16 protein-coding genes are annotated in these 20,369 nt (G+C 71.3%); 8 read left to right on the top strand and 8 right to left on the bottom strand.

The features are described from left to right. Positions 1-58: 58 nt before the first annotated feature. The gene (gene cydD / locus ACK8N7_RS17925; RefSeq protein ID WP_500443196.1) at positions 59-3,619 is read left to right on the top strand and encodes a thiol reductant ABC exporter subunit CydD; all 3,561 of its coding nucleotides are present in this window, start codon (positions 59-61) and stop codon (positions 3,617-3,619) included. Positions 3,620-3,750: 131 nt separating this feature from the next. After that, entirely contained in the window at positions 3,751-5,457 is a 1,707-nt protein-coding gene (locus tag ACK8N7_RS17920; protein ID WP_500443194.1) for a sensor histidine kinase, read from the top strand. Between the two features lie 16 nt (positions 5,458-5,473). Here ACK8N7_RS17920 and ACK8N7_RS17915 read toward each other — a convergent pair whose 3' ends face one another. Continuing rightward, positions 5,474-6,319, bottom strand: a complete 846-nt coding sequence (locus ACK8N7_RS17915; protein ID WP_403213734.1) for a Cof-type HAD-IIB family hydrolase — start codon at positions 6,317-6,319, stop codon at positions 5,474-5,476. Positions 6,320-6,469: 150 nt separating this feature from the next. Here ACK8N7_RS17915 and ACK8N7_RS17910 point away from each other — a divergent pair, with 150 nt between their 5' ends. Further along, positions 6,470-7,372, top strand: a complete 903-nt coding sequence (locus ACK8N7_RS17910) for an LLM class flavin-dependent oxidoreductase (RefSeq protein WP_500443192.1) — start codon at positions 6,470-6,472, stop codon at positions 7,370-7,372. Between the two features lie 13 nt (positions 7,373-7,385). Here the strand turns inward: ACK8N7_RS17910 and ACK8N7_RS17905 are convergent, their stop codons facing one another. The 4 genes from ACK8N7_RS17905 to ACK8N7_RS17890 all read right to left on the bottom strand — a co-directional run bounded on the left by ACK8N7_RS17905 (position 7,386) and on the right by ACK8N7_RS17890 (position 11,638). Then, positions 7,386-7,928 (bottom strand): RNA 2'-phosphotransferase, encoded by a 543-nt coding sequence (locus tag ACK8N7_RS17905; RefSeq protein WP_500443191.1) that lies wholly within the window; start codon positions 7,926-7,928, stop codon positions 7,386-7,388. Between the two features lie 148 nt (positions 7,929-8,076). Further along, entirely contained in the window at positions 8,077-9,021 is a 945-nt protein-coding gene (locus ACK8N7_RS17900) for a MerR family transcriptional regulator (RefSeq protein ID WP_500443189.1), read from the bottom strand. Then, on the bottom strand, positions 9,018-10,790 hold the full coding sequence (locus tag ACK8N7_RS17895; RefSeq protein WP_500443187.1) for an SDR family oxidoreductase: 1,773 nt from the start codon (positions 10,788-10,790) through the stop codon (positions 9,018-9,020). The genes ACK8N7_RS17900 and ACK8N7_RS17895 overlap by 4 nt, the downstream gene beginning before the upstream one ends. After that, positions 10,787-11,638: a M24 family metallopeptidase gene (locus tag ACK8N7_RS17890; RefSeq protein ID WP_403213744.1), complete on the bottom strand. Its 852-nt coding sequence runs from the start codon at positions 11,636-11,638 to the stop codon at positions 10,787-10,789. Before ACK8N7_RS17890 ends, ACK8N7_RS17895 begins: the two co-directional genes overlap by 4 nt. Before the next feature lie 207 nt (positions 11,639-11,845). Here ACK8N7_RS17890 and ACK8N7_RS17885 point away from each other — a divergent pair, with 207 nt between their 5' ends. The 5 genes from ACK8N7_RS17885 (at position 11,846) to ACK8N7_RS17865 (ending at position 16,512) form a co-directional block, all read left to right on the top strand. After that, the gene (locus ACK8N7_RS17885) at positions 11,846-12,943 is read left to right on the top strand and encodes an ABC transporter ATP-binding protein (protein WP_015609902.1); all 1,098 of its coding nucleotides are present in this window, start codon (positions 11,846-11,848) and stop codon (positions 12,941-12,943) included. Continuing rightward, complete coding sequence (locus tag ACK8N7_RS17880) at positions 12,933-13,841, top strand: ABC transporter permease (protein ID WP_031122587.1); 909 nt, start codon at positions 12,933-12,935, stop codon at positions 13,839-13,841. The genes ACK8N7_RS17885 and ACK8N7_RS17880 overlap by 11 nt, the downstream gene beginning before the upstream one ends. After that, positions 13,838-14,749 carry an ABC transporter ATP-binding protein gene (locus ACK8N7_RS17875; protein ID WP_015609904.1) on the top strand — a complete coding sequence of 304 codons (912 nt, stop codon included), beginning with the start codon at positions 13,838-13,840 and terminating at the stop codon, positions 14,747-14,749. The genes ACK8N7_RS17880 and ACK8N7_RS17875 overlap by 4 nt, the downstream gene beginning before the upstream one ends. Positions 14,750-14,779: 30 nt before the next feature. Beyond that, positions 14,780-15,499: an ABC transporter permease gene (locus tag ACK8N7_RS17870; RefSeq protein WP_031122588.1), complete on the top strand. Its 720-nt coding sequence runs from the start codon at positions 14,780-14,782 to the stop codon at positions 15,497-15,499. A gap of 305 nt (positions 15,500-15,804) precedes the next feature. Next, entirely contained in the window at positions 15,805-16,512 is a 708-nt protein-coding gene (locus ACK8N7_RS17865; RefSeq protein WP_403213748.1) for a hypothetical protein, read from the top strand. Between the two features lie 74 nt (positions 16,513-16,586). Here ACK8N7_RS17865 and ACK8N7_RS17860 read toward each other — a convergent pair whose 3' ends face one another. From ACK8N7_RS17860 to pheA, 3 genes are all read right to left on the bottom strand, one after another. Beyond that, positions 16,587-17,411 carry an HAD family hydrolase gene (locus ACK8N7_RS17860; RefSeq protein ID WP_500443183.1) on the bottom strand — a complete coding sequence of 275 codons (825 nt, stop codon included), beginning with the start codon at positions 17,409-17,411 and terminating at the stop codon, positions 16,587-16,589. Beyond that, positions 17,408-18,685 carry a serine--tRNA ligase gene (gene serS / locus ACK8N7_RS17855; protein ID WP_403213752.1) on the bottom strand — a complete coding sequence of 426 codons (1,278 nt, stop codon included), beginning with the start codon at positions 18,683-18,685 and terminating at the stop codon, positions 17,408-17,410. The genes ACK8N7_RS17860 and serS overlap by 4 nt, the downstream gene beginning before the upstream one ends. A gap of 668 nt (positions 18,686-19,353) precedes the next feature. Continuing rightward, positions 19,354-20,289, bottom strand: coding sequence for a prephenate dehydratase (pheA, locus tag ACK8N7_RS17850; protein ID WP_500443181.1), 936 nt, complete (start codon positions 20,287-20,289; stop codon positions 19,354-19,356). Positions 20,290-20,369 lie beyond the last annotated feature (80 nt).

Raw genomic sequence — 20,369 nt, 5'->3', positions numbered from 1 at the left:
GTTTCACGTGAAACACGGCCCGCGCCCACCTCGCTGATCCCGCTGGGGGATGTTTCACGTGAAACCGATCGACCCGCGTCTGCTGCGATACGCCCATGCCACCCGCCTCTTCCTGGCGGCCGTGGTGGCCCTCGGTCTGGTCGGCGCCGCGCTGGTGATCGCCCAGGCGATGCTCATCGCCGAGATCGTGGTGGGCGGGTTCGAGGAGGGGCTCACGGTCACCGAGCTCCGTACCCCGCTGCTCCTGCTCGCGACGGTGGCCGTGGGCCGAGCCCTGGTCGCCTGGCTCACCGAGCTGGCGGCCCACCGGGCGAGCGCGGCGGTCAAGTCCGAACTGCGCGGCCGGCTCCTGGAGCGGGCCGCGCGGCTCGGCCCCGGCTGGCTGAGCGGGCAGCGCACCGGCTCCCTGGTGGCGCTGGCGACCCGTGGGGTCGACGCGCTCGACGACTACTTCGCGCGCTATCTGCCGCAGCTCGGGCTCGCGGTCGTCGTGCCGGTGGCGGTGCTGGCCCGCATCGTCACCGAGGACTGGGTCTCGGCCGCGATCGTCGTGGTCACGCTGCCCCTCATCCCCCTCTTCATGATCCTGATCGGCTGGGCCACCCAGTCCCGGATGGACCGGCAGTGGCAGCTGCTGTCCCGCCTCTCCGGCCACTTCCTGGACGTCGTCGCGGGGTTGCCGACGCTCAAGGTCTTCGGTCGCGCCAAGGCCCAGGCCGAGTCGATCCGCACCATCACCTCTCAGTACCGCCGGGCCACCGTGCGCACCCTGCGGATCGCCTTCCTCTCCTCGTTCGCCCTGGAACTGCTCGCGACCCTGTCCGTCGCCCTGGTCGCCGTCACCATCGGGATGCGGCTCGTGCACGGGGAGCTCGACCTCTACACCGGCCTCGTGGTCCTGATCCTCGCCCCGGAGGCGTATCTGCCGATCCGGCAGGTCGGGGCGCAGTACCACGCGGCGGCGGAGGGGCTCTCGGCCGCCGAGGAGATCTTCGCGGTCCTGGAGACCGAGCCCCGGGGAGCGGGCACCGAGGACGTCCCGGACTCGACGCGCCTGGAGCTGGAGGGCGTGACCGTACGCCACGAGGGCCGCACCGACCCGTCGCTGGACGCCGTATCGCTCACCGTCGAGCCCGGGGAGACTGTCGCGCTGGTCGGCCCGAGCGGCGTCGGCAAGTCCACCCTGCTGAACGTCGTCCTGGGATTCGCCGTACCCGACGAGGGGCACGTCCGGGTCGGCGGCCGGGATCTCGCGGATCTGGACCCGGAGCGCTGGCGGAGCCGGATCGCGTGGGTCCCCCAGCGCCCGCACCTCTTCGCGGGCACGATCGCGGAGAACGTACGCCTCGCCCGGCCCGACGCCGGCGACGAGGCGGTGGTGGCGGCGCTGCGGGACGCGGGGGCGTACGGCTTCGTCGCGGAGCTGCCCGACGGTGAGCGGACCCTGCTGGGTGAGGACGGCGCCGGGCTCTCCGCGGGCCAGCGCCAGCGCCTCGCGATCGCGCGCGCGTTCCTCGCCGACCGGCCGCTGCTGCTCCTGGACGAGCCGACCGCGAGCCTGGACGGGGAGACGGAGGCGGGGATCGTCGACGCCGTACGGAGGCTGGCGGCGGGCCGGACCGTGCTGCTGGTCGTCCACCGCCCGGCGCTGCTGGCGGTGGCGGACCGCGTGGTGACGCTGGAGCCGCGGGAGGGGGACGCTTCCGGGCCCACCACGACCGCTGTGCCCGGACCGCCCGTCCCGCAGCCCCTCGCGGGCGGTGAGCCGCTGGACGCGCGCCGCCCCGGGGATGTGCTGGAGGCGGCGGACCTGCTGGAGTCCGGGGACGTACGGGAGGCCGACACCGCACTGCTGCGGGAGACCGACTCCCGCCCCGGGCGGGTCCTCGCCCGGGTCCGTGAAGCGGCGGGCGCACAGCGTGGGCAGCTGGCCCTGGCGCTGCTGCTGGGCAGCCTCGCGGTGGGGTCGGCCGTGGGGCTCATGGCCGTCTCCGGCTGGCTGATCTCCCGCGCCTCCGAACAGCCGCCGGTGCTCTACCTGATGATGGCCGTCACCGCGACGCGCGCCTTCGGCATCGGCCGGGCGGTCTTCCGGTACGCGGAGCGCCTCGTCTCCCACGACGCCGTGCTCAAGCTGCTCGCCGAACTCCGGGTGGCGGTGTACCGGGGCCTCGAACGCGTCGCGCCCGCCGGTCTGCGCACGGTGCGCCGGGGTGACCTGCTCTCCCGGCTCGTCGCCGATGTGGACGCGCTCCAGGACTACTGGCTGCGCTGGCTGCTGCCCGCCGGGACCGCGCTCACGGTCTCCGTGGCCGCCGCCGGGTTCACCGGCTGGCTGCTGCCCGAGGCGGGTGTGGTCCTCGCGGTCGGGCTGCTGGTCGCCGGGGTCGGAGTGCCGCTGGTCAGCGGTGCCTTCGCCCGCCGTACGGAGCGTCAGCTGGCGCCCGCACGGGCCGCCCTGGCCACCCGGGTCACCGACCTCCTCGGCGGAACGGCCGAGCTGACCGTCGCCGGAGCGCTCCCGGCCCGGCAGACCCACATGCGGGCCGCCGACGGGCTGCTGACCCGGATCGCCTCCCGTGCGGCCACCGCGACGGCCCTCGGCGGCGGGCTCTCCGCTCTGGTCTGCGGGCTCACGGTGGTGGCCGCCGCACTCGTCGCCGTACCCGCCGTGAACGACGGCCGGCTGGCCGGTGTCGCGCTCGCGGTGGTGGTGCTCACCCCGCTCGCCGCCTTCGAGGCCGTCGCCGGACTGCCGCTCGCGGTCCAGTACCGCCAGCGGGTCCTGCGGAGTGCGGAGCGGGTGTACGAGGTGCTCGACGCCCCCGTCCCCGTACGGGAGCCGGCGGCGCCGGCCGATGCGCCCTCCTCCCCGTTCCCGCTGGAGGTGCGGGGGCTGTCGGCCCGCTACCCGGGGGCCCACCACGACGCCCTGCGGTCGCTCGACCTGACGCTGGTGCCCGGCCGCCATATCGCGGTCGTCGGCCCCTCCGGCTCGGGCAAGACGACGCTGGCGCAGGTGCTCCTCCGCTTCCTGGACGCCTCGTCGGGGACGTACAGCATCGGTGGTGTGGAGGCGGATGCCCTGGACGGCGACACGGTTCGGCGCTCCGTCGGCCTGTGCGCCCAGGACGCCCACGTCTTCGACAGCTCGATCCGTGAGAACCTGCGGCTCGCCCGTACCGGGGCGACCGACACCGAGCTGTACGACGCGCTCTCCCGGGCCCGGCTGCTGGAGTGGGTCCGCTCCCTGCCGGAGGGGCTCGACACTCCGGTGGGTGAGCACGGCGCCCGGCTCTCCGGCGGCCAGCGTCAGCGCCTCGCCCTGGCCCGGGCGCTGCTGGCCGACTTCCCGGTCCTCGTCCTGGACGAGCCGGCCGAGCACCTGGACCTGGCGACCGCCGACGCGCTCACCGCCGACCTGCTGGCCGCGACCGAAGGGCGCACGACCGTCCTGATCACCCATCGGCTGGCCGGGGTCGAGGCGGTCGACGAGGTGCTGGTGCTGGACGCGGGCCGGGTGGCGCAGCGCGGGCCTTACGCGGAACTCGCCGCCGAGGACGGGCCGCTGCGCCGCATGCTGGAGCGGGAGAACGAGACGGTGGCGGCGGGGGCCTGAGGCCGAGTGTGCCGTGCGGCCTTTCCCGGGCGGTGCCGTGTGGTCCCGGGTGTGCCTTGTGACCCTCGGGTGCGCACCGTGGAGCGAAAACCCGACTTTCCTCCCTAATCGCCACTAACTAGGCTCAGGTCATGGCAGAGCCGGACCCGCAGGACTCACTCGATGCCGCCACACAGGCCACCCGCAGCCTGCAGGGCCTCTCCACCGAACTCACCGCCCGGGTTCCGCAGCTTCTGGAAGCGATGCGTTCGATCGGCACGGGACTGGAGCTGCACTCCACCCTGGACCGCATCTGCGCGACCGCGGCCGAACTCGCCCACGCCCGGTACGCCGCCATCGGCGTCGTCGACGAGGCGGGCGAGGGGCTCTCCGACTTCGTCACGTACGGGGTGCCCGAGGAGGTCGCCCGGGCGATCGGCCGCAGGCCCGACGGACACCACGGCCTCCTGGGCGCGCTGATCCACGACCCCGAACCCGTACGGCTGGCCGATCTGACCGGTGATCCGCGGTACGCCGGATTCCCGCCGGGCCACCCCCGGATGCGGACCTTCCTCGGGGTGCCGATCCGGGTCCAGGGGGAGATCTTCGGCAACCTCTACCTGACCGAGAAGCGGGAGGGCGCCGAGTTCAGCGACTACGACCTGCACATGGTGCGGGTGCTCGCCACCGAGGCCGGTATCGCCATCGGCAACGCCCGGCTGTACGAGGCGGCACGGCAGCGGGAGCGCTGGATCGACGGTTCGGTGGCGGTGACCACCGCCCTCCTCTCGGGCGGGGATGCCGACGACGCGCTCTCCGTGGTCGCCGAACAGGCCCGCCACCTCGCCGATTCGGCCGCCGGAATTGTGCTGCTGCCCACGCAGGAGGGCGGTCTCGAAATCGTCGCCGTCTCCGCCGACGACCCCTCGTCCTCGCTCGGGGTGATCATCCCGGCCCGCTCCGCGGTGGTGGCGAAGCTGCTGGCGGGCGAGGCGGTCTTCATCGACGACTCGGCCACCGACAGCCGGATGGTCACCAGGCTGGCCGGCCTCTTCGGGCCCAGCATGCTGCTGCCGCTGCAGAGCGGCGGCCGGGTGCTCGGCGCCCTGGCGACGCCCCGGGCCCGGGGCGCGCGCCCGTTCAGCCGGACCGAGCGCACGCTCGCCACCCAGTTCGCCTCGCAGGCCGCCCTCGCGCTGATGATGGCCGAGGCGCAGCGGGACCGGGAGCGGCTCGCGGTCTACGAGGACCGCGACCGGATCGCCCGCGACCTCCACGACCTCGTGATCCAGCGGCTGTTCGCCACCGGGATGATGCTGGAGAGCGCCCAGCGCCGGTCGGTGGTCCCCGAGGTGCGGACGGGGGTCGGCCGGGCGGTCGACGAGCTGGACGTGACCATCCAGGAGATCCGTACGGCCATCTTCGCGCTCCAACAGGAACCGGCCGAGGCCCCTTCGGGGCTCCGCACCCGCGTCCTGCGGGAGATCAACATGGCAGCGGTCCCGCTCGGGTTCAAGCCCTCGCACCGCTTCCTGGGCGCCGTCGACTCGCTTGTCGGTGAGCTGACCGGCAAGAATCTCGTCGCCGCGCTGCGCGAGGCCCTGTCCAACGCCTTCCGGCACGCCCGGGCCTCCGTGATCGACGTGGTCGTCGACGCCACGGCGACCCTGCCGGACGGCCGGGCCGCCGTGCGCCTCTCGGTCGCGGACGACGGGGTGGGCATCCCGGAGGGCGGTCGCCGCAGCGGACTGCGCAATCTGGCCCGCCGGGCCGAGTCGCTGGGCGGGGCGAGCTGGTTCGGCCCGGGGATCGGGGAGGACGGGGGAGGTACGACGGTGGTGTGGGAGGCCCCTTTGTGAGGTCGGGGGCGGGTGGTCAGCGGGCGGCGAGGATCCGCTCGATGACCACGGCCACACCGTCCTCCTCGTTGGTGAGGGTCTGCCCCGAGGCGGCGGCGAGTGCGGCGGGGTGGGCGTTGCCCATCGCGTACGAGGCACCGGCCCAGGCGAGCATCTCGACGTCGTTGGGCATGTCGCCGAAGGCGACCACCTCGGCGGCGGAGATACCGCGCTGAGCGCAACAGGCGGCGAGCGTACTGGCCTTGGAGACCCCGAGCCCGCTGACCTCCAGGAGCGCGGAGGGGCTGGACCGGGTGATGGAGGCCCGCTCCCCGGCCGCCGTACGGGCCAGGGCGAGGAAGGCGTCGGGGGGCATCTCGGTGTGGTGGGCGAGGAGTTTGAGCACGGGGGCGCCCTCGCCCGGGGCGTCCTCGTGCAGCAGCTTCTCGGCGACGGCGACCGTGGCGCCCGGGTCCAGGTGGAAGGGCGGGTAGGACGGTTCGTAGTTGATGCCGGTGGTCAGCTCGACGGCGAAGGAGGTGCCGGGGGCGGCTTCGCGCAGGGTGTGCACGACGTGCAGGGCGGCCTCGCGCTCCAGCGCCCGCACGGTGAGCAGCTCGCGGTCCGCCCGCAGGTCGGTGACGACGGCCCCGTTGGCGCAGATCGCCAGCCCGTGGCCCTGCACGTGGTCGCTGACGACGCCCATCCAGCGGGCCGGCCTGCCGGTGACGAAGAAGACCTCGATCCCGGCCTCCTCGGCCGCGGCGAGCGCTGCGACGGTGCGTGCGGAGAGCGTCTTGTCGTCGCGCAGCAGGGTGCCGTCGAGGTCGGTCGCGATCAGCCGGGTCACGGCAGGCAGAGGCGTATCGGTAGCTGAGGTCACGCCGTTATTCTCGCCCACCGGAGTGCACGTGCGTGCGGAGGGGCGCACATGTGAGTGGGCGCGCCCCTGATCTGCGGAACATTCCTCAGGCATATGCCAAGCGGTCGCGGGGAGGTCACGGCACTCGGGGGCGGCCGTAGGCTCAGAGGCATGACCTTGCGCCTGAGCACTGTGATCCTGCCCGTCCACCGCTGGCACGAAGGGGGCCGTGAGCGCTGGCAGCGGGCCGAGGAGCTGGGCTTCCACACCGCTTACACCTACGACCATCTGTCCTGGCGGAGCTTCCGCGAGCGGACGTGGTTCGGTGCGCTCCCGACGCTCACCGCCGCCGCTACGGCCACGCAGCGGCTGCGCCTCGGCACGCTGGTCACCTCACCGAACTTCCGCCACCCGGTGACCCTGGCCAAGGAGCTGATCTCCCTGGACGACATCTCCGGCGGCCGGATCACCCTCGGTATCGGCGCCGGAGGCAGCGGGTTCGACGCCACCGCGCTGGGCCAGGAGGCCTGGACCCCGAGGGAGCGTGCCGACCGTTTCGGCGAGTTCCTCCCGCTCCTGGACCGCCTGCTCACCGAGGACGCGGTGACGGAGCACGGAACGCACTACTCCGCCGTGGAGGCCCGCAACATCCCGGGCTGCGTGCAGCGCCCCCGGCTGCCCTTCGCGGTCGCCGCGACCGGCCCGCGCGGTCTGCGGCTCGCCGCCCGGCACGGGCAGGCGTGGGTGACCACCGGCGACCCGAAGCTGTACGAGGAGGGCACCCCGGAGCAGTCGGTCCAGGCCCTCCGCGAACAGAGCAAGAAGCTCGCCGCCGCCTGCGCGGAGGACGGCCGGGACGCGTCCGAACTGGACCGGATCCTGCTCACCGGCTTCACCCCCGACCGCAACACCCCGCTTGAGTCGGTGGACGCCTTCGTCGACTTCGCGGGCCGCCATGCGGAGCTCGGGTTCACCGAGATCGCCATCCACGCCCCGATCCCGGACTCCGACTTCGACACGGACCTGGCCGTCTACGAGCGCATCGCGACCGAGGCGCTCGCCCAGCTGGCCTGACGACCGGGGGAGTTCACTCACGCAGGCGCAGAAATTCCGGAGGTACGGCGTCGGCGAGCCAGACCCCGTTGGCGCTGACCCGGAAGACATGGCCGGCGCGGTGCATGGCGCCCGCGTCCACGGTCAGTACCAGCGGGCGGCCGCGCCGGGCGCCGACCCGGGTGGCCGTCTCGCGGTCGGGGGACAGGTGGACGTGGTGGCGGGCCATGGGGCGCAGGCCCTCGGTCCGGATCGCGTCCATCACCCGGGCGACCGTGCCGTGGTAGAGGTACGCCGGCGGCTGCGCGGGCGGCAGGTCCAGGTCGACGGTGACGGTGTGGCCCTGGTTGGCGCGGATGCGGTCGCCGTCCACCGTGAAGCGGCGCTTGTCGTTGACGGCCACGACGTGGTCGAGCTCGGCCCGGGTGACGGGGAGGCCGTGGAGGGCCGCCGCCTCCAGCAGCGTCTCGACGGCGACCCAGCCGTTGGCGTCGAGGGTGAGGCCGATGCGCTCCGGCTGGTGCCGCAGATGGGCCGAGAGGTACTTGGACACCTTGACGGTGCGACGTTCGTCCATCCCGCCAGAGTGCCTGTGGGCAGTTCACCGGTGCATCCGGATTTCTTACAGGATTCTTTTCCGCTTTCTCCGAAGCGATGTTTGATCCACAGCTAACTCGGGTTATCCACAGGCTATTTGGCGGTTCTGTGGACAAGTGGCGTGCGATTTACCCCATTTCATCAAATTTGTTGGCTAGTGGGTGAGATGAGGCGAGGGCATCCAAGGTCCGTGCCTGCACCTCGCGTTCTGTGGCCGCCGCGACGAAGGCCGCCACCTGCTCCGCCCCAACCAGATCCTGCACGGCCTGCGTTGTCCGGGCCGGCAGCAGCACCGGACGGGTCTCGCTCCCCTCGATGGCGCTCTCGCGCGACCCGAGGTGGTGGTGCAGGTGCCGGGTGGCGAACGTCCGCATCGCGCGCGCCAGTTCGGCGTCCACGGTCTGCTGGGCGAGCGGCCGCAGGCGGCGCACCATCGACGCCGCCTCGGCCGCGTCGGAGTCGGTGGGCGGGTGGTGACCGAGATAGCGGGCGAAGACGTGCTCGGTGGTGAACTCCAGGAAACGGGAGGCTATGTGCTCGACCTGGCCGCGAAGCTCCTTGAGGTGACCGGAGATCGCGAGCAGCGGAACGCCCGCCGCATGCAACTCGACCGCCACCGCCAGCTCTTGCGGGCTCGGTACGAGGAACTCGTCGGCCCGGCCGGGGACGCGCTCCAGCACCCCGAGCTCCACCGCCTCGGCGATCGCCTCGTCGTCCTGCGAGCCGCCGAACCTCGCGTCGAGCTCCTCGCGGGTGATCCGGTCGGCCTCCTCGTCGGTCCAGGGGCCGTGCACCTCGGCGGCCAGGCCCAGAACCCCGCCCAGCCCCCGCCCCGCGTCCCACGCCTCCAGCAGCTCCTTGATACTGGCCAGGGTGTAGCCGCGGTCCAGCAGGTCCGCGATCTGGAGCAGCCGGGCCAGATGCGTCTCCCCGTACACATTGGCCCGTCCGCGCCGCTCGGGTGTCGGCAGCAGCCCGCGGTCCTGGTACGCCCTGATCGTGCGCACCGTCGCCCCGCTGGCGTGGGCCAGGTCCTCGATCCGGTACTCGGCACCCGCCTCCCGCCCGCTCACAGCGGCGGCTTCAGCCGGGCGATCCCCCGCAGCACCCCCGGGCTGACCCGGGAGAGCAGCCGGGCACCGCGCGCCTCCGGAGTCACCGGCACCACCGCCTGGTTGCGGACGACCGCCCGCAGGATCGCGTCGGCGACCTTCTCCGGCGGGTAGTTGCGCCGGCCGTAGAGCCGGGTGGTCCGCTTCCGCAGCCGCTGCTCCTCCGCCTCGTCGGTCCCGGCGAAGCGGGTGGTGGCGGTGATGTTGGTGTTGACGATGCCGGGGCATATGGCGCTCACCCCGATCGACTTCTCCGCCAGCTCTGCCCGCAGGCATTCGCTCAGCATCAGCACGGCCGCCTTCGACGTGCTGTACGCGGGCAGGGCCCGGGAGGGCTGAAAGGCCGCCGCCGAGGCGGTGTTGACGATATGGCCCCCCTGGCCCCGGTCGGCCATCTGCTTGCCGAAGATCCGGCAGCCGTGGATGACGCCCCAGAGATTGACGTCGAGGACCTTCTTCCACTCCTCGCTGGTGGTCTCCAGGAAGGAGCCGGAGAGCCCGATCCCGGCGTTGTTCACCAGGACGTCGACGATGCCGTACTCGGCGGCGACCTTGTCGGCGAGCTTCTCCATCGCCTCCTCGTCACCGACGTCGACCGCCTCGCCCCAGGCCGCGGGAGCCCCGACCAGCCGGGCCAGCTCCGCAGTCCTGGCGGCCCCGTCCGCATCGCGGTCCACGGCCACCACCCGGGCGCCCGCCTCGGCGAACGCGAAGGCCGTGGCCCGCCCGATCCCGGAGGCCGCCCCGGTCACCAGCACCAGCTGACCGCCGAACCGCTCCGCGTACGGCCCCTCAGCCGTCTGCTGCTGGGCCGGCGGACCCTCCTGGCCGTCCGCCTCGTTGGCGGCGGCGAACTCACCGATCCACGCGGCCAGCTGGTCGGGCCGGGTGCGCGGCACCCAGTGCTTGGCCGGCAGCGACCGGCGCACCAGGCGGGGGACCCACTGCTCCAGGTCGTCGTAGAGCCGCTCGGAGAGGAAGGAGTCGCCGGTCGGCGTGATGAGCTGGACCGGCGCGTGGGCGTAGGCGTCGGCGCGCGGCCTGCCCAGCCGGGCGCGGACGTTGTCCCGGTAGAGCCAGGCCCCGTGCGCCGCGTCGTCGGGCAGGGAGGCGGTCGGGTAGTCGCCCGCGGGCACCTTCTCCAGCCGCTGGAGGATCCCGGGCCACCGCTTGCCGAGGGGCCCGCGCCAGGCCAGCTCCGGCAGCACCGGCGTATGGAGCATGTACACGTACCAGGACTTGGCTCCCTGGCCGAGCAGTTGACCGACCCGGCGGGGGGTGGGCCGGGCCACCCGCTGTTTGATCCAGTGCCCGAAGTGGTCCAGGGAGGGGCCCGACATCGAGGTGAAGGAGGCGATCCTGCCCTCGGTCCGCCCGACCGTGACGAACTCCCAGGACTGCACGGACCCCCAGTCGTGCCCGACCACGTGGACCGGCCGGTCCGGGCTGACGGCGTCGATCACCGCGAGGAAGTCGTCGGTCAGCTTCTCCAGGGTGAAGCCGCCGCGCAGCGGCGCGGGCGCCGTCGACCTGCCGTGGCCCCGGACGTCGTACAGCACGACGTGCCACTGCCCGGCGAGCCGCACGGCGACCTCGGACCAGACCTCCTTGCTGTCCGGGTATCCGTGCACCAGCACCACCGTCGGCCGGTCCGCGTCCCCCAGTTCGGCGACGCAGAGCTCGACGCCACCCGTACGTACCCGGCGCTCACGCGCTCCTTGCAGATTCACGCCGCCACCTTCTCCTCGGCCCAGCGCCGCACATGCGGCAGATCGTCGTCCAGCCAGAAGGCGCTCTGTTCGGGGTCCTTGGAGTCGGTGACGACCAGGATCTCCTCGAACTTCGCGCCCGTACCCCGGAATCCGAGGTGGGGTTCGACCGCCCACAGTCCGGGCCGCGGGGGATGGTCGGAGAAGCGGTACGGGCTCCACAGCGGCGACCAGCCGTCCCGGTGGCCGTGCACCGCGTCGCTCACCAGACCCTTGAGGGACTGGGTGCCGAACCCGAACACCTGCGGGGACCAGCGCCGTTCGGCGACGCGGTCCACCTTGTGGGCGATGACGCCGAAGGGGTAGGCCCGGTGCCTGTTCGCGTACCCCTGTGCGCTCATGAGGCGTTCGACGTCCTCGTAGATCTCGCGGAGCGAACGGCGCTCGCGCACCTCCCGCAGGATCAGCTCGCGGTGCGCCTCCAGATCCGCCAGCAGCCTGTCGTGCAGCGGGTTGAGGCCGAGGCAGCCCGAATAGCCGATGTCGGCCGTATAACCCTTGTACACCGGGGCCATGTCGAGGATGAACGGCATGCCCGGCTCCAGCTTCCGGTTGGTGGGGAAGAACTGGAGCGGCACCTTGAACCCGGCGAACGCCGTGCGGTCCCCGAACCAGGCGAAGGGGAGGTGGAACCAGTCCCGCACGCCCCGCTCCCGCAGCCACACCCGCTGCATCCGGGCCGCCTCGCGCTCGGTCACCCCCGACCTGAGCTGACCGGCGACGGCCTCGGCGCAGGCGTAGGCGAGGCGCTGCACCTCTCTGAACCCCCGCAGCTCCGGGGCGCTTTCGTCCTGCACTGCCGAGACCATGCCACCGTCCGTTCCCTGCCGTGTGCGGTACGTGCCCGTAACGTGCCACTGATGAATGTGACAATGTCCAGCGGCTACGTCAAGGGGTGTGTGCGGCCTGTGGACAACTCCCGGCGCCGACGAGATCGCCGCCGCCGGGCCACGCACCCGGAGGCCGGAACTCCTCCTTCGCGGGGTCCCCCTACGGGGCCGTACGACTGGAGTCTGATGCCGATCCAGCCGTCAAGGCTGACGATCCCTGTGGCCCGCGCCACTACCGTCGTACTTGTGACTGCCGTTATCGCTACCGAAGCCCTGAGCAAGCGGTTCCCCCGGGTGACCGCGCTCGACCGGCTCACGTTGGACATCGGACCAGGTGTGACCGGTCTGGTGGGTTCCAACGGAGCCGGCAAGTCCACACTGATCAAGATCCTTCTGGGTCTCTCCCCCGCCACCGAAGGCCGGGCCGCAGTGCTCGGGCTCGACGTGGCGACGAGCGGTGCCGCCATCCGGGAGCGGGTGGGGTACATGCCGGAACACGACTGCCTCCCGCCCGATGTGTCAGCCACCGAGTTTGTCGTGCACATGGCTCGCATGTCAGGGCTGCCGCCGACCGCGGCCCGCGAGCGCACCGCCGACACCCTGCGCCACGTAGGCCTCTACGAGGAGCGCTACCGCCCCATCGGCGGCTACTCGACCGGTATGAAGCAGCGGGTGAAGCTGGCCCAGGCCCTGGTCCACGACCCCCAGCTGGTCCTCCTCGACGAGCCGACCAACGGCCTGGACCCGGTCGGCCGCGACGAGATGCTCGGCCTGATCCGCCGGATCCACACCGACTTCGGCATCTCCGTCCTGGTGACCTCGCACCTCCTCGGCGAGCTGGAACGCACCTGCGACCACGTCGTCGTCATCGACGGCGGAGCCCTCCTGCGCTCCAGCTCCACCAGCGACTTCACCCAGATCACCACCACCCTCGCGGTCGAGGTGACCGACAGCGACACCCACCCCGACGGCACCGACGCCCTGCGCCGGATCCTCACGAAGGCCGGAGTCGCCCTGGTCGGCCACGACGGGCTCGACGCGGAAGGGCTGCCGGGCGCGGGCCACATCCTGCTGGTCGAAGCCACCGGCGAGGAGACCTACGACCTGGTCCGCGACAGCGTCGCCGGGCTCGGTCTCGGCCTGGTCCGCATGGAGCAGCGCCGCCACCACATCGCCGAGGTCTTCCGTACCGAACAGGACGCGGCGCGCACCGCCGCCGTCCCGGCCCAGGCCGCCACCGCCGGGGCCGCACAGCAGAAGGGGAGCGGTCGCGATGAGCACTGAGACCGGGACCGCGACCGGGCGCGACACCTCCCGGATCCACAACATCGGCTACCGCTCCTACGACGGCAAGCGGCTCGGCCGGGCCTACGCCCGCCGCTCCCTCTACTCGCAGACCCTGCGCGGCTCCTTCGGACTCGGCCGTTCCGCCAAGTCCAAGGTGCTGCCCATGCTGCTGTTCGGCGTGATGACCCTGGTGGCGGCGATCCTGGTGGCCGTCTCCATGGCCGCACCGGACGCCACCAAGCTCGTGGTCAAGTACACCTCGTACGCGATCTACCTGCAGGCGGTCATCGGCCTCTTCATCGCCGCACAGGCCCCGCAGGCGGTCTCCAGGGACCTCCGCTTCAAGAGCGTCCCCCTGTACTTCTCGCGGCCGATCGAACGCGCCGACTACGTCGTCGCCAAGCTCGCCGCCACGGCGTCCGCCCTCTTCATCCTCACCGGAGCGCCGCTGCTCGTCCTCTATGTGGGCTCTCTGCTCGCGAAGTTCGACTTCGTCGACCAGACCAAGTGGTTCGGCCAGGGGCTGGTTTCGGTGGCACTGCTGTCCGTGCTGTTCGCCGGGCTCGGCCTGGTGATGGCCGCCCTGACGCCGCGCCGGGGCTTCGGTGTCGCCGCGGTGATCGCGGTGCTGACCATCTCCTACGGTGCCGTCTCCACGGTCCAGGCCATCGCCTGGGAGACCGGTTCGCCCGGTGCCGTGGAGTGGCTCGGCCTCTTCTCGCCGATCACGCTGATCGACGGCGTACAGACCGCGTTCCTCGGTGCCACCTCCGCCTTCCCCGGAGGGGAAGGCCCGGGGGCCGGTACGGGAGTGGTCTACCTGTTCGTTGTTCTCGCGCTCGTCGCCGGCTCGTACGCCGTCCTGATGCGCCGCTACCGGAGGGTCGGGCTGTGACCACCATCGAGATCGACCACACCTCGCGCTGGTTCGGCAATGTGGTCGCCGTCAACGACGTCTCCATGACGGTGGGCCCCGGTGTCACCGGGCTGCTCGGCCCGAACGGCGCCGGAAAGTCCACGCTCATCAACATGATGGGCGGATTCCTCGCCCCTTCGACGGGGAAGGTCACGCTCGGCGGACGGCCGATCTGGCGCAACGAGAGCGTCTACAAGGAGATCGGCATCGTCCCGGAGCGGGAAGGGATGTACGACTTCCTGACCGGCAAGGAGTTCGTCGTCGCCAACGCCGAACTCCAGGGCCTGGGAGGCGCGGAGGCGCAGAAGGCGCTGGCCACGGTCCAGATGGAGTACGCGCAGGACCGCAAGATCTCCACGTACAGCAAGGGCATGCGGCAGCGCGTGAAGATGGCGTCCGCGCTGGTCCACGAGCCCTCGGTGCTGCTGCTGGACGAGCCGTTCAACGGGATGGACCCGCGTCAGCGGATGCAGCTGATGGATCTGCTGCGACGGATGGGGGCCGAGGGCCGTACGGTCCTGTTCTCCTCCCACATCCTCGAAGAGGTCGAGCAGCTGGCCTCGCACATCGAGGTGATCGTGGCGGGACGGCACGCCGCCTCCGGCGACTTCCGGAAGATCCGCCGCCTGATGACGGACCGTCCGCACCGCTACCTGGTCCGCTCCAGCGACGACCGGGCGCTGGCGGCCGCGCTCATCGCCGACCCGTCGACGGCGGGCATCGAGGTCGACCTGACCGAGAAGGCTCTGCGCATCCAGGCCGTCGACTTCGGACGGTTCACCGAACTGCTGCCGAAGGTGGCCCGTGAACAGGGCATCCGGCTGCTGACCGTCTCCCCGTCCGACGAATCCCTCGAATCGGTCTTTTCGTACCTCGTAGCGGCCTGAGTAGTGGCCTGAAAGGAGCTGTGCACCGTCATGTACGACCCCACAGTCGCCCGGCTCACCTACCGGGCCCTGCTCGGCCGGCGCCGGGCCGCCATCCTGTTCGTCCTTCCCGCGCTGCTGCTGGTCATCGCGGCGGCGGTCCGCATGTTCGCCGGAGCCGACGACCAGGTCGCCGCCAACGTCCTCGGCGGCTTCGCCATCGCCACGATGGTGCCGCTGATCGGGGTGATCGCCGGAACCGGGGCGATCGGCCCCGAGATCGACGACGGCTCGATCGTCTACCTGCTGGCCAAGCCGGTGAAGCGGCCCACGATCATCTTCACCAAGCTGATCGTCGCCATCGCCGTGACCATGGTCTTCTCCGCCCTGCCGACCCTGCTCGCGGGCCTGATCCTGAACGGCAACGGGCAGCAGATCGCGATCGCCTACACGATCGCGGCGCTGGTCGCCTCGATCGCGTACAGCGCGCTGTTCCTGCTCCTGGGCACCATCAGCCGCCACGCGGTGGTCATCGGCCTGGTGTACGCGCTGGTCTGGGAGGCCCTCTTCGGCAGCCTGGTGCCGGGCGCGCGGACCCTCAGCGTCCAGCAGTGGTCCCTCGCCGTCGCCGAGAAGGTGGCCGGCCAGGGCATGGTCACCTCGGAGGTCGGACTGCCGCTCGCGACGGTCCTGCTGGCCGCCGTCACCGTGGCCGCCACCTGGTACGCGGGCCAGAAGCTGCGCGCGCTCAAGCTGGCCGGGGAGGAGTGAGCCCGGCCTGATCCGGTACGCCTTCCACGCAGCCCCCGCCCTCCGGAATTCCGGGGCGGGGGTTGTCGTATGACCGGTACAGATGTCCGCGTAACCGTACTTTTATCGGGTCGTTGGGCAGGGTGCGTGGAGGCAACTGGAATCCGTGGCGTCGTAGCGTTCGTGAAATCGGGGAGTGCCTGACCCGGGTGAGGCTCAGCCCACCGGTCCGGTCATCGAGTGAGTGGCAACCGTGAGCGTCCTCCACCCCCGCAGCCCGGGGTAGGGGCCCTCCCTTGTCATTCCCTCGGACGGAAGGCATGCCCATGCCCACGGAAGTCGCCCTACTCGAATCGCGCGCGCTGCGCGTCGAGCAGATGGGGCGCGTCGACATCCTCGACAAGGTGAAGAGCCTTGTCATGCTCCCCGACGGAATTCACGTTCGCACGGAGGACGTTGCACGTTACTTCGAAGTATCCACAGCCTCGGTCAGAAGGCTCACCGATCGCCATCAGGAGGAGTTGAGTGAGAACGGGCTGCGCGTACTGCGCGGCTCTGAGCTGCGGTCCTTTCAAAGCGACATGAAGTCGCTATGGAAGGAGGAGGGGGTGGAAAGTTATCCACAGGCAGCCACGCAGCTGCGCCTCTACACCCGCCGCACCGTCCTCAACGTCGCCATGCTTCTTCGCGACAGCGACATCGCCCGCTGCGTCCGTACGTACCTTCTCGACGCCGAGGAATCGCTGCGGGCCCAGTACGACGCCCTCGATGTGCGGGTCACCCGGATCGAGAGCTGCCTCGCCGACGTCGGCAGTGCGCTCCAGGAGCTCGGGCCGGTGCTCTGCCGGATGTCGGAGCGGCTGGACAGCCTGGACCGGAAGGTGGAGGCGACGCAGCAGGTGGTCGGAGCGATGAGCGTGCGGCTGTCCGACCTGTCGCAGGACGTCGTACGGATGGACGCGCGGTTCGACGCGCGCCTGGAAGCCTTCGCGCACCAGATGAAGGACCTGCGGCGCCGCACCGGGCGCCGCTGAGCCGTGAAAAGGCCCTGCCCGCGGCCGCTGGAATGCAGCGGCAGCGGGCAGGGCCGAGGCTCGGCAGGATCGCGTCAGTGGGGCGCGGGCACGGCCCCCGTGCGGAGCAGCTCCTCCAGGACCACCGCGATGCCGTCGTGCTCGTTGGACGCGGTGATCTCGTGCGCCACGGCCTTCAGGGTGTCGTGGGCGTTGGCCATGGCCACACCGTGCTGCGCCCAGCCGAACATCGGAATGTCGTTCGGCATGTCACCGAAGGCGATGGTGTCGGCGGCCTTCACACCGAGCCGGCGGGCGGCCAGCGAGAGGCCGGTCGCCTTGCTCAGCCCGAGCGGGAGGATCTCCACCACTCCGGGGCCCGCCATGACCACGTCGACCAGGTTGCCGACGGCCGCCCGCGCGGCAGTGGCCAGTGCGTCGTCGTCGAGCTCCGGGTGCTGGAGGTAGACCTTGTTCAGCGGGGCGGCCCACATCTCGGCGGCGTCGTCCACGAAGACGTACGGGAGCGGCCCCTCCTGCACCCGGTAGCCCGGGCCGACCAGCACCTCGCCCTCCAGGCCGTCGCGGCTGGCGGCCAGCGCCAGCGGGCCGACCTCCGCCTCGACCTTGGAGAGGGCGAGCCCGGCGAGCTGCCGGTCCAGGGTCAGCGAGGTCAGCAGCTTGTGCTCACCCGCGTGGTAGACCTGCGCGCCCTGGCCGCAGACGGCGAGGCCGTCGTAACCGAGGTCGTCCAGGATGTGCCGGGTCCAGGGGACCGACCGCCCGGTGACGATGATGTGCGCGGCACCGGCCGCCGTGGCGGCGCCCAGTGCCTCGCGGGTGCGCTCGGAGACCGTGTCGTCCCCGCGCAGGAGTGTGCCGTCGAGGTCGGTGGCGACGAGCTTGTAGGGGAAGGTCACTTGGAGACCGGTTCCAGGGTCTCGCGCCCGCCCAGGTACGGACGGAGCATCTCGGGCACCCGGACCGAACCGTCGGGCAGCTGGTGGTTCTCCAGGAGCGCCACGATCGTGCGCGGTACGGCGCAGAGGGTGCCGTTCAGCGTGGCCAGCGGCCGGACCTTCTTGTCCTCGCGCATCCGGACGGAGAGGCGGCGGGCCTGGAAGCTGTCGCAGTTCGACGCGGAGGTCAGCTCGCGGTACTTGCCCTGGGTCGGGATCCACGCCTCGCAGTCGAACTTGCGCGAGGCCGACGCGCCGAGGTCACCGGTGGCGACGTCGATGACCTGGAAAGGCAGTTCGAGGCCGGTGAGCCACTGCTTCTCCCACTCCAGGAGCCTGCGGTGCTCGGCCTCGGCGTCCGCCGGGTCGACGTACGAGAACATCTCGACCTTGTCGAACTGGTGGACGCGGAAGATGCCGCGGGTGTCCTTGCCGTACGTCCCGGCCTCGCGGCGGAAGCAGGGGGAGAACCCGGCGTACCGCAGGGGCAGCTTGTCCGCCTCCACGATCTCGTCCATGTGGTAAGCGGCGAGCGGCACCTCCGAGGTGCCGACCAGGTAGTAGTCGTCCTTCTCCAGGTGGTACACGTTCTCCGCGGCCTGGCCGAGGAAGCCGGTGCCCTCCATGGCGCGCGGGCGGACCAGCGCGGGGGTCAGCATCGGGATGAAGCCGGCCTCGGTGGCCTGGGCGATCGCCGCGTTGACGAGGGCGAGCTCCAGGAGGGCGCCGATGCCCGTCAGGTAGTAGAACCGCGAACCGGAGACCTTGGCCCCGCGCTCCATGTCGATGGCGCCGAGCGCCTCGCCGAGCTCCAGGTGGTCCTTGGGCTCGAAGCCCTCGGCGCCGAAGTCGCGGATGGTGCCGTGCGTCTCCAGGACGACGAAGTCCTCCTCGCCGCCGACCGGCACGTCCTCGTGGACGATGTTGCCGAGCAGGAGGAGCAGCCGCTTGGCCTCGGCGTCGGCCTCGTCCTGGGCGGCGTCGGCCGCCTTGACTTCGGCCTTGAGCTGATCGGCCTTCTTCAGGAGCTCGGCGCGCTCCTCGGGGGTGGCCTTGGGGATCAGCTTGCCGAGCTGCTTCTGCTCGGAGCGGAGTTCATCGAAGCGGACGCCGGACGACCTGCGCAGCTCGTCGGCGGAGAGCAGGGCGTCGACGAGCGCGACGTCCTCTCCACGGGCGCGCTGGGAGGCGCGAACACGGTCGGGGTCCTCACGGAGCAGGCGAAGGTCAATCACCCCTCCAGGCTACCGGTGCGCGGATCTCGTACTCGAACCGATATTGCCGAGCGTGTCACTTTGACCGAATTGCCGGAATTGATATTTCTGGTATGAATCGCGAGGTGCGAACCGGCGTCTGCGTCAATAACGGCGGTTAACTCCCCTGAACAGGGCAGAAGGTGCAGGCTCTCTTGACGTACGAGCCTTGGGGGAGGGGGAGTTGGGGTCGCTCTTCTCTTGCGTTGTCCACAGGAGGGGGTGTGCCGCAATAGTTATCCACAGGCTGTGAAGAAGTTCTGTGGATGTCGGAACGGAATGTTCCGGGGGGTGGACGAAGGTGCGCCGATCCCCTGTCTTCGCAGTCGAAACCCGCCCCGCACGCTCATTCGGGTGGCAATTCGTCGCTCTGGTGAGTTGATCAAGGGAATTCGCGCGACTCGGGAGGGGGCGTGTCGAGTCGGCCGTCTGTGGGTGCATCCAGGGCCACTGCATTGATTTGTCGATGATGTCGCATGAGGGTGTCGACTTGTCCCCAGGTCGAGAAGCCAGCCTGTGGATAACTCTGTGGGTGGATGACTATCTGTAGGTAGGACCACAGCGGAGCGCACAGAGCACCCCGGAGTGGAGTGCGCGGGTCACACCGGAGCGGAGCGCTCCGCTCCGGGACGGGTCGTAGCCGACCGCTCTCAGATCCGCCCGTCCTGGCTGCGCGCCAGCCAGTCGGAGGCTTCGGTGAAGGCGCTGTCCGAGGTGCCCGCACGCAACGGCCGGACCTCGTCGGCGGAGACCCCCGCCCGCGGGTACGAACCGAGGAACCGCACCTTCGGGCAGATCCGCTTCAGCCCCATCAGGGCCTCCCCCACCCGCCGGTCCGCGATGTGCCCCTCGGCGTCCACGGCGAAGCAGTAGTTGCCGATGCCCTCGCCGGTCGGCCGCGACTGGATCAGCATCAGGTTGACGCCGCGCACCGCGAACTCCTGGAGCAGCTCAAGCAGCGCACCGGGGCGGTCGTCGCCCAGCCAGATCACGACGGACGTCTTGTCGGCCCCGGTCGGCGCGGACGGCCGGGCCGGGCGGCCCACCAGGACGAAGCGGGTCTGGGCGTTCTCCGCGTCATGGATCTCCGTGACCAGCGGTTCGAGACCGTAGGTGGCGGCGGCGAACTCACCGGCGAACGCGGCGTCGTAGCGCCCCTCCTGGACCAGCCGGGCGCCGTCCGCGTTGGAGGCCGCCGACTCCCACGCGGCCTGCGGGAGGTGGGCCGCCATCCAGTTGCGGACCTGAGGCTGGGCGGCCGGGTGCGCGGTCACCGTCTTGATGTCCGAGAGCTTGGTGCCCGGCCGCACGAGCAGCGCGAAGGTGATGGAGAGCAGCACCTCGCGGTAGATCATCAGCGGCTCTCCGCTGGTCAGCTCGTCGAGCGTGGCCGTGATGCCGCCCTCGACGGAGTTCTCGATCGGCACGAGGGCCGCCGCCGCCGCCCCGTTGCGTACGGCGTCCAGGGCCGCCGGTACGGAGACCATGGGGACGAGCTCGCGGGTGGCGGCTTCCGGGAGCGTGCGGAGGGCGACCTCGGTGAAGGTGCCTTCGGGACCGAGATAGGCGTAGCGCGTGGCTGACATACGCTCACCCTATTGCGCCGTACGACGGGGGCCTCGCCGTCTCAGAATCCGGTCGGGGCCCGGCGCGCAGGGCTTCGGAC

This window comes from Streptomyces griseobrunneus (assembly GCF_046713465.1).
In the GTDB taxonomy this organism is placed as follows: domain Bacteria; phylum Actinomycetota; class Actinomycetes; order Streptomycetales; family Streptomycetaceae; genus Streptomyces; species Streptomyces microflavus.
The sequence above is the reverse complement of the archived record's forward strand: the minus strand, read 5'-3'. Positions and strand labels throughout refer to the sequence as shown.